This window comes from Mesorhizobium sp. M7A.F.Ca.CA.002.04.1.1 (assembly GCF_004022805.1).
In the GTDB taxonomy this organism is placed as follows: Bacteria; Pseudomonadota; Alphaproteobacteria; order Rhizobiales; family Rhizobiaceae; genus Mesorhizobium; species Mesorhizobium ciceri.
On record NZ_RZPL01000151.1, the window covers coordinates 1 to 9,616 of the forward strand.

The 9,616-nt window shown below is 64.3% G+C and carries 5 protein-coding genes and 1 pseudogene; 2 read left to right on the forward strand and 4 right to left on the reverse strand.

Translation table 11 applies throughout. The annotated features are described in order from the left end of the window. From ENZ75_RS10725 to ENZ75_RS10735, 3 genes and pseudogenes are all read right to left on the reverse strand, one after another. The coding region (locus ENZ75_RS10725) for an RNA polymerase sigma factor region1.1 domain-containing protein (RefSeq protein ID WP_128278095.1) at nt 1-1,424 on the reverse strand (1,424 nt) is incomplete at its 3' end. A gap of 426 nt (nt 1,425-1,850) precedes the next feature. Continuing rightward, a pseudogene (gene dnaG / locus ENZ75_RS10730) lies at nt 1,851-3,787 on the reverse strand (DNA primase). Between the two features lie 141 nt (nt 3,788-3,928). Then, a complete protein-coding gene (locus ENZ75_RS10735) occupies nt 3,929-4,300 on the reverse strand; it encodes an RcnB family protein (protein ID WP_013530147.1) in 372 nt (123 codons plus the stop codon). Between the two features lie 387 nt (nt 4,301-4,687). On the opposite strand from ENZ75_RS10735, the gene ENZ75_RS10740 reads away from it, so the two are divergent. Together ENZ75_RS10740 and ENZ75_RS10745 are read left to right on the forward strand one after the other, a co-directional pair. Further along, a complete protein-coding gene (locus ENZ75_RS10740) occupies nt 4,688-6,352 on the forward strand; it encodes a Na/Pi cotransporter family protein (RefSeq protein ID WP_013530146.1) in 1,665 nt (554 codons plus the stop codon). 145 nt (nt 6,353-6,497) lie between these two features. Next, nucleotides 6,498-7,682, forward strand: a complete 1,185-nt coding sequence (locus ENZ75_RS10745; protein ID WP_024505485.1) for an MFS transporter — start codon at nt 6,498-6,500, stop codon at nt 7,680-7,682. Nucleotides 7,683-7,743: 61 nt separating this feature from the next. Here the strand turns inward: ENZ75_RS10745 and ENZ75_RS10750 are convergent. Beyond that, nucleotides 7,744-9,616: heavy metal translocating P-type ATPase (locus ENZ75_RS10750; protein WP_128278096.1), on the reverse strand; the 1,873-nt coding region annotated here is incomplete at its 5' end.

Genomic DNA, 9,616 nt, shown 5'->3' on the forward strand with positions numbered 1-9,616 from the left:
GCCTTCATCAGGCCGATATTGCCTTCCTGGATCAGGTCGAGGAACTGCAGGCCGCGATTGGTGTATTTCTTGGCGATTGAGATGACGAGGCGCAGATTGGCCTCGACCATTTCCTTCTTGGCGATCGCCGCTTCGCGCTCGCCCTTCTGCACCTGGTTGACGATCTTGCGGAATTCCAGGATCGAGATCGCCGTTTCGGTGGCGAGGTTCTGGATCTCGGCGCGCAGGTCCTTGATCGCATCCTTCTCGTTCTTGGTGAATTCCTTCCAGCCGCGCGAGGTCAGGTTGCCGATCGAGCGCGTCCAGTTCGGGTCGAGCTCGGAACCCTGATATTCCTTCAGGAACTCTTCGCGACGCACGCCGTAGCTTTCGGCGAGCCTGAGCAGCTTGCCTTCGTTCTGCACCAGGCGCTTGTTGATGTCGTAGAGCTGCTCGACCAGCGCCTCGATGCGCGCCGTGTTGAGCGACAGCGACTTCACCGCCTTGATCAGCTGGTCCTTCAGCTCCTTCAGCCGGCGATCCTGGCTGGGCGACAGCGTGCCGGCCGCGGCCAGACGGTTCTCGACCTGCTGATCCTGCAGCTTGCGCAGCTTTTTGTAGGTGTCGGCGATAACGTCGAGCGTCTCCATCACCTGCGGGCGGAGTTCCGCTTCCATCGCGGCCAGCGACAGGCTTGCTTCGTCCTCGTCTTCGTCGTCGTCATCCGTCAGCCCACGCGTATCGGCGCCGACATTGGTGATGTCGTCTTCGTCGTCGCGCGAACGGCGCGGCTTGTCCTCGACCTTGGCTTCCTCGACGCGCTCGACCACCGGCGCCTGCTTGGCCTCGGGGCCGGCATAGGTGGCTTCGAGATCGATGATCTCACGCAGCAGGATCTTGGATTCGTTGAGTTCGTCGCGCCAGATGATGATGGCCTGGAAGGTCAGCGGGCTTTCGCACAGACCCGCGATCATCGTCTCGCGACCGGCCTCGATGCGTTTGGCGATGGCAATTTCGCCCTCGCGCGACAAAAGCTCCACCGAGCCCATCTCGCGCAGATACATGCGCACCGGATCGTCGGTGCGATCGGTCGGTTCTTTCTTGGTGGTGGTGGCGGCAACCGCGGTGCCGGTCTGCTCAGCCAGCTCGTTGGCGTCTTCCTCGGCATCGGCCGCGGTGTCGGCGGCCTCGGGCTCCTCGCCCTGCTCGTCGTCCTCGACCACGTTGATGCCCATGTCGGACAGCATCGCCATCGTGTCCTCGATCTGCTCGGAGGTCACTTCCTCTGAGGGCAGCACCGAATTCAGCTCGTCCATGGTGACATAGCCGCGCTTCTTGGCGGCCTTGATCATCTTCTTGACAGCATCATCGGAAAGGTCGAGCAGAGGGCCATCGGTGGCGCCTTCGCGTTCGGTTTCGACCTCTTCCTTTTCCTTTGTCGCCATAGTCTTTATCTTCTCCTAGCGGCCGAACTTCAAAGCCGCGTAAGCTGTCGGACCAGTCAAATCGGATGCGCTCGCTTATGAAACGCGCTTCACCGGGCCAGTAACTGCATCAACTCGTTTCGTTTGGTGTATGTCGTTGCCCCAAAACCGGGTTTCCCCTTTTTGGGCGACATCCATTAAGTCCAGATTAACCCTGATATCTGTGGCAGGCGGGCTGCCTGTCCAGTGACCAGTACCTCACATCGCTTATTTCCCGTCGACGCGGGTTCGGGTTAACGTTTCGAATCGTCCTGATTCCGCCAATCTGCCAGAAGGTCAAGCGCCTCTCGCATGATTCGCATGAAAAAAGCGAATCAATTACCCGACTTAGCCCGTTACGCGCCATTTCGACGCGCAACGACGCTTTCTCAATTCACTCGCTTCCAACTAAGCTCGCCCTGCCCTGCCCGAGGAGACGCCAAACCCTTCGATCAGCGCTTCCGTGGCTTGCACATCCTGGAATTGCGCCTGAATTTCGATCAGGTGCCGGTAGTTTTCGTCTGTGGGATCGGTGGCGAGCGCCGCTTCCGCCTGTTTCAGTTCCTTATGTAAGGTGCGCGCGCTGCGCTGCAAGTGCAGCGCCTGGCTGAAAGCATCGCGGGCATCTTCAAGGGCGGCGGTCTCCAGCGCCGGCCATTGCCGCATCCGCCGGATCAACCCGACGGCCCGCTCCCAGATCTCGGCGCAGCCGGCGCGTTCGATCGTCGCAATCACCGCCTGCCGGTCATTGGCCATGTCATGCGCCATTGCATCGAGGATTGCCGCATGCAGCCGCCTCAGATCGGAGTTGGCGAGATCGAGAAACTCGATATGGGCGAAATTCTCGTCGATCAGTGCCGGATGGTTGACCAATGCGACGATGATCGTCGCCTCGCGCACCGACATCCCCTCGCCGCCGCGTTTGACCAAAGCCGACTGGCCGAGACTTTCGGTGATCGCAATGCGGCCGCCACCGCTCTTGGCGAACTGCCCGCCGGGAGCGGCTGCCTTGCCCTGGCCCGGGCGCCCATCCTGGCGGCCGCTTTGCCTGGTGCCGCGCTGCGAGCCGAAGAAGCTCAACACGCGCTCGCGCATCTCCTGTTGATAATGGTAGCGGAGACTTTCATCGCGGATGCGGCTGGTCAGTTCGCGCAGCGTCTTCTCAAGCTCGGCCCGCCGCTCCGGCGTGTCGAAGACGCCGCCCGCCGTCTCACGCATCCATAAAAGATCGACCAGCGGCCGCGCCTCGGCCAGAACGCTACGAAACGCATCCGGTCCTTCGGCCTTGACCAGATCGTCGGGATCCTTGCCTTCCGGCAGCAGCGCGAAACGCGCCGAGCGGCCGGCCTGCACCGACGGCAGCGCCATGTCGGCGGCCCGCCACGCGGCCTTCAACCCGGCCTTGTCGCCGTCGAAGCACAACATCGGCTCCGGCGCCATGCGCCACAGCAGCTCGAGCTGGTTCTCGGTAAGCGCGGTGCCGAGCGGCGCCACGACATTCTCGAAGCCGGCCTGTGCCAGCGCGATGACATCCATATAGCCTTCGACGGCGATGACCGTGCCGCCCTTGGCCAAGGCCTTGCGGGCGCGGGCGAAATTATAAAGCACGTTGCCCTTGTGGAAGAGCTCGGTGTCGGGCGAGTTCATGTATTTGGCCAGCGCATCGGGCTGCAGCGCGCGGCCGCCAAAGGCGATGATCTTCCCCCTGGAATCCGGGATCGGAAACATGATGCGGTCGCGGAACCAGTCATAGGAAACCGGGATGTCGTCGCCGTGGCGCACCAGTCCGCAGGCCTCGATATCGGCTTTCGGCACGCCCCTGGCGGCGAGATGCTCCTTCAGCGCATTGCGGCTGTCGGGCGCAAAACCAAGCCGGAACGATTGCTGCGTCGCCGGCGTCAGGCCGCGGTCGCGCAGATAGGCACGCGCCTTGGCGCCTTCCGGTCCCTGCAGCCGTTCCTGGAAGAAGGCGGTCGCCATCTCCATGACGTCGGTCAGGCTGGCGCGTTCCTTTTCGCGCCGCTCCTCCTGCGCATCGCGGACCGGCATCGGCACCCCGGCCATGTCGGCGATCTTTTCCACAGCTTCGGGAAAGCTCATCCCGTCCAGTTCGGTGAGGAACTTGAAATGATCGCCCGAGACCGAACAGCCGAAACAATGGTAGCGGCCCTTCTTGTCCTCGCAGTGGAAGGAGGGCTCTTCTCGCCATGGAACGGGCAGCAGGCCCAATAGTCGCCGCGCGGTGCGTTGGTCTTCTTGCGGTCCCACGCGACGCGCTGGCCGATCACCGATGAAATCGGCACGCGGTCGCGTATCTCGTCGAGGAAGGCGGGTGGAAAGCGCATCGGGGAACTCGTTTCCCGATTATATAATCACGCCCGCGAAATCCGACGACCCTTAATGCGGGCCATACCCGGTTTCCACAGGCAAAAAGAAAGGCGGCCGTAGCGGGCCGCCTCCCTTTTCAATGTCCGGCAAGGTGCCGATTAATGCGCGGCAAGCGCGCCGAAGATGACGCCGGAGAGGATGCCGACCAGCACATAGTCGTTGCCGACGCGGATCCATTCCTGGCCGCGGCCGGGGCGATGCAGGCCGTAGCGGCCATAGTCGCGGATCGGCTGATGGCGCTTCCAGCCGGAATATTTCTGGCCATGCCGCCAGTTGTTGCGCTTCACGACGACGACCTTCTTCTTGTAAACGCGCTTCCTCACATCGCTGTGGTGGCCGGGCTTCTGCCAGTCGACCTGGCTGTAGTTCGACTGCGGCGCGTTCGGCGCATTCAGCGGTGCGGCCTGGCCGGTGAGCGACGTGGCGGCCAGCATCGAGAAAGCGAGTGCGGAAAGGACGATGCGTTTCATGAGAAGTCTCCTTGGTTGTCGATATCGAAGCAGTAGCTGCCCATCGATGAACCGAAACTGAACGCACGCATTACAATTATGTAATGGATTCCTTGATTTACCCAAGGAAGCTGAACATGATCGCAAAGGCAGGAGCCAGTCGCACCGCAAACTCGGCCTATCCGCCGCTTCGCGCCCGCCCAGCAATGCAACCATTTGCGCGTCCGTCCATTTTCCGACACCGCCTGTCGCGCGGCAACGGCCCTTGAAATCGACAAGATTTTATTATCCGGCTAAAATATTCGAGCTATTATAAGTCACCGCCATGAACATGATTCGTTCCCTCGTTTTTCCTTCTGATCGCCACGCAAAACAGGGCGGGCGCCCTGTTTGCATGCGGGGGACGAAATGAGCGGGTCCGTCGTCCTTCTGCATCTGGCCGGCGCCGTGGCGCTGATGCTGTTTGCCACCCGCATGGTGAAGACCGGCGTTGAACGCGCCTATGGCGACGTGCTGCGCCATCGCCTCCGCGCCACCATGCGCAATCCGATCATGGCGGTGCTGGCCGGCACCGGCCTTGCCATCGCCCTGCAGAGCTCCACCGCCGTCACGCTGCTGGTCGGCTCCTTCGCCGGCTCTGGCATCGTCTCTGGCGCCGCGGGTCAATTGGCAGTGCGCGGCGCCGAAATCGGATCGGCGCTGGTGGTCAAGCTGCTGACCTTCGACCTCACCTTGCTGGTGCCGCTGTGCCTGATCACCGGCACGGTCATGTTCATGGCCACCGAGCGGCGCGACTGGCGCCAGTCCGGCCGCATCCTGGTCGGCATCGGCCTTCTGATCCTCTCGCTGGAGATGATCGGCCAGGCATCGGAGCCCCTGCGCAACAGCCAGCTCATGCCGGTCATCATCAACTACTTCTCGACCGATTCCATCACCGCCTATCTGCTGGCGGCACTGATCACCTGGCTGTTCCAGTCGAGCATCGCGGCGGTGCTGTTGATGGCGACGCTGGCAGGCCGTGGCCTGATCACGCCCGAACTTGGCGTCGTTCTCATCCTTGGCGTCAACCTCGGCTCCTCGATCATCGCGCCGATGCTGACCCGTTCGTCGAGCCCCGAGGTGCGCGTCGTGCCGATCGGCAATCTCCTGATGCGCGGGCTTGGCTCGCTGGTCATGCTGATCCTGGTCATGATCTTCAGGCCGCACTTCGCCTTTCTCGGTTCGACGGCGGCGGACCAGATCGTCAATGCCCACATCCTGTTCAATGTGCTGATCCTGCTCGCCGGCCTGCCGCTGGCAGGCTTCGTCTACCGCGCTTCGGAGAAGATCGTCGCACTTGGCACCAAGCCCGTGCCGGCCGCCTCGCTTGACGTCGTCGAGCTGTCCGCGCTCAACGAAAGCGCGCTCGACGTGCCGAGCCAGGCGCTGGCCAATGCCACCCGCGAGGTGGTGCGGGTCTGCGAGACGATCGAGATCATGCTCAAGCGTATCATCGAACTCTATGAAAGTGCCGACGCCGACAAGATCAAGGCGCTGGCCGCACTCGACGACCGCGTCGACCGCAAGCACGCCGCGATCAAGCTCTACCTCGCCAAACTGACCAGGAACCCGCTGACCGAGGACGAGGCGCTGCGCTGCCAGGAACTGATCGGCGCCTGCGTCAAGCTCGAGCAGGTCGGCGACATCATCGTGCGCAACATGCTGGTGCATGTGAAGAAGAAGTTCGAGCGCGGACTGGAATTCACCGACGAGGGCTGGGCCGAGCTGTGCGCCTTCCATGGCTCGGTTCTGGCCAATGCGCGGCTTGCCTTCAACGTTCTGGTGTCGCGCGATCCCGAGACCGCCCGTCAGCTGGTGCTGGAAAAGGACCGGCTGCGCGACCGCGAAAAGGAAACCAGCGCCAGCCATTTCGTGCGGCTGCGCGACGGCACCGCCAAGAGCGTCGAAACCAGCTCGATCCATCTCGACACCATCCGCGACCTGAAACAGATCAATTCGCTGCTGGCCTCGATGGCCTATCCGGTGCTTGAAGAGCGCGGCCTGCTGACGGGGTCGCGGTTGAAGGCGAGCTGAGAAGCGCCACTTTCCCTTCTCCCCTGGGGAGAAGGGAAGCGGCTGCTCGCATCCAATTCAAGAAAACCTAAACTCGCGACAAAAATTTCTGGATTGCCCGCAAAGCCCATCCGTGGTTTGAGGCGCTTCCAGCTAAGGCTTCCCCATGTCGCTTCCGCTCATCGCCCTGTTCATCGCCGCCTTTGCCTTCGGCACCACCGAATTCGTCATTGCCGGCGTGCTGCCGCAGGTGGCGCAAGGCCTGGGCGTCTCGGTTCCCTCCGCCGGCTATCTCGTCTCCGGCTATGCCGGCGGCATCGCCATCGGCGGCCCGCTGCTGGCGCTCGCCACCAAGTCATTGTCGCGCAAGAGCCTGCTGCTCGGCCTAGCCATCGCCTTCACCATTGGCCAGGCGGCTTGCGCGCTGGCGCCCGATTTCACCTCGATGCTTCTGTTGCGCATTGCCGTGGCGGTCGCGCATGGCGCCTATTTCGGCGTCGCCATGGTCGTTGCCGTCGGTCTCGTGCGCGAGGACCAGCGCGGCATGGCTGTCGCCGTCATCCTGTCCGGCCTCACCGTCTCCAACGTCATCGGCGTGCCGGCCGGCACCGCGATCGGCAACATCTGGGGCTGGCGTGCGACTTTCTGGGTGATGTGCGCGCTGGGTGTCGCGGCAACGCTTGCCATGGCAGCCCTTTTGCCGCGCACCACCGGCTCATCGGCCAAGCCCGCCGGTTTCGCCCGCGAGGTCCGCGTGCTGGCCCGCCAGCAGGTCTGGACATCGCTGATCCTGATGCTGATGCTGATGATCGGCCAGTTCGGCCTGTTCACCTACATCACGCCGACACTGCTCGAAGTCACCGGTCTCGACGAGAACCTGGTGCCGTGGGTGCTGCTGCTCAACGGCGTCGGCGCGACGCTCGGCGTCTTCCTCGGCGGCAAGCTCTCCGACTGGAAGCTGATGCCGTCATTGATCACCATGCTGGCCCTGCAGGCGGTGACGCTTGGCGTGATCTATGCCGTCAGCCCCTATCCCCTGCCGATGGTTGTGGCGATCGTCATCTGGGGCGGTCTCAACTTCGCCATCGGCACGCCGATCCAGACCCGCATCCTGGCCTGGACGGCAGATGCTTCCAACCTCGCCTCGTCGCTCATTCCCTCCGGCTTCAATGTCGGCATCGCGCTGGCCGCTTCGTTGGGCGCCGCGATGCTGAACAGCGGCTATGGCTACCGCAGCCTGCCGCTGCTGGGCGCCATCGCCATGCTGGTCGCCGTGGCAGTGGCGCTCGCCTCTTATGTCTGGGAAGGGCGCAGCAACGCCACGCCGCCGCTGACAGCCCCAGCCGAGTAGATCACGATCCGGAAAAGTGGACGCCGGTTTTCCGAAAAGATCGTGATCAACCAAAAGCGCTTCACCCGCGCCAGCGCAGCAGGCGCATGGCGTTGGCGGTGACCAGCACGGTCGCGCCGGTATCGGCCAGGATCGCCGGCCACAGGCCGGTGATGCCCAAAATGGTGGTGACCAGGAACACCGCCTTCAGCCCCAGCGCCACGGTGATGTTCTGGCCGATATTGGCCATCACCGCCCGCGACAGTTTCACCATACGCGCGACGTCCATGACGCGGCCGTGCAGGATCGCCGCGTCCGCGGTCTCCAGCGCCACGTCGGTGCCGCCGCCCATGGCAATGCCAATGTCGGCGGCCGCGAGCGCCGGCGCGTCGTTGATGCCGTCACCGACCTTGGCGACCTTGAAACCCTCGCGCTGCAATTCGCCGACGATGCGCTGCTTGTCCTGGGGCAACAGCTCCGCTCGCGCCTCGATGCCGAGCGAAGCGGCGATGGCTTGCGCCGTGCGGCGGTTGTCGCCGGTCAGCATCACCGCGCGGATGCTCTCGGCCTTCAGCGCCGCGATCCCGGCCGCAGCATCCGGCCGCGGCTCGTCGCGCATGGCAATCAGCCCGGCCACCACGCCATCGGCGACCAGCACTGACACCGTCTTGCCCTGGCCGTTGAGGCTGTCGACGGCGAGGCGCTGCGCTTGCGTCATGTCGGCGCGTTCGCCCGCCGCCTGGCCGGAGCCGAGGAAGACGGCGACGCCGCCAACGCTGCCCTCGACACCCTTGCCCGAGATTGCCTTCGCCGCGAGAGCCGGCGGCACCGGCGCCTTGTCGGCCTTGGCCCGGTCCAGGATCGCCATCGCCAACGGATGGCTGGAGCCCTGCTCCAGTGCTGCCGCCAGCGCCAGCACGGTGCGTTCATCCCTTCCATACGCCACGATGTCGGTGACGGCAGGCTTGCCTGCGGTCAGCGTACCGGTCTTGTCGAAGGCGACCGCCGTGATCCGGCGAAAGCCTTCCAGCACCGCACCGCCTTTCATCAATAGGCCACGCCGCGCACCGGTCGCAAGGCCCGCGGCGATCGCCGCCGGGGTCGAGATGACCAGCGCGCAGGGGCAGCCGATCAGCAGGATCGCCAAGCCCTTGTAGATCCATTCGTTCCAGTCGCCGCCGGCAAGCAGCGGCGGCAACAATGCCACCAGCGCACCGACCGCCAGCACCGCCGGCGTGTAGGTGCGCGAGAAGCGGTCGATGAAGCGCTCTGTCGGCGCCTTGGCCTCCTGCGCCTCCTCCACCAGCCGCACGATTCGGGCGATGGTGTTGTCGGAAGCGGCCGCCGTCACCCGCACCTTGAGCACGCCATCGGTGCTGATCGTGCCGGCAAAGACGGCGTCCGCAACGCCCTTGCGCTTCGGCGTGCTCTCGCCGGTCACCGGCGCCTCGTCGATTTCGCTCGCGCCCTCGATGATCTCGCCATCGGCCGGGATGCGGGCGCCCGGCCGCACCAGGATGATGTCGCCGACCGCAAGGTCTTCGGCGGGACACTCCGATGTGCCGCCTGCGCGCTCGACCAAGGCCGTCTTCGGCACCAGATCGGCAAGTCCCTGGATGCTCGCCCGCGCCCGGCCGGCGGCGACACCCTCCAGAAGCTCGCCGATCAGGAAGAGCACCACCACGGCGGCGGCCTCTTCAGTGGCACCGATCATCACGGCGCCTATCGCCGCGATGGTCATCAGCATCTCGATCGAAAACGGCGTGCCGGCCAATGCCGCCATCAGCGCGCGCCGTGCGATCGGCACCAGGCCGACCAACAGCGCGGCCAGGAACACCCCGCGTTCCGCCACCGGGAACAGATGGCCGATGCCGTATGCGGCGAGAAGCGCTGCCGCGCAGGCGAGCGTCAGCACCGCCCGGCGGGAACGCCACCACGCCTGCCCCGTCTCGGAA

What these genes read in the sequence shown, in the direction of transcription:
- ENZ75_RS10740 (WP_013530146.1), top strand. Translation starts at nt 4,688, where the DNA reads ATGAGCGGGTCCGTCGTCCTTCTGCATCTGGCCGGCGCCGTGGCGCTG.
- ENZ75_RS10745 (WP_024505485.1), top strand. Translation starts at nt 6,498, where the DNA reads ATGTCGCTTCCGCTCATCGCCCTGTTCATCGCCGCCTTTGCCTTCGGC.
- ENZ75_RS10735 (WP_013530147.1), bottom strand. Translation starts at nt 4,300, where the DNA reads ATGAAACGCATCGTCCTTTCCGCACTCGCTTTCTCGATGCTGGCCGCC.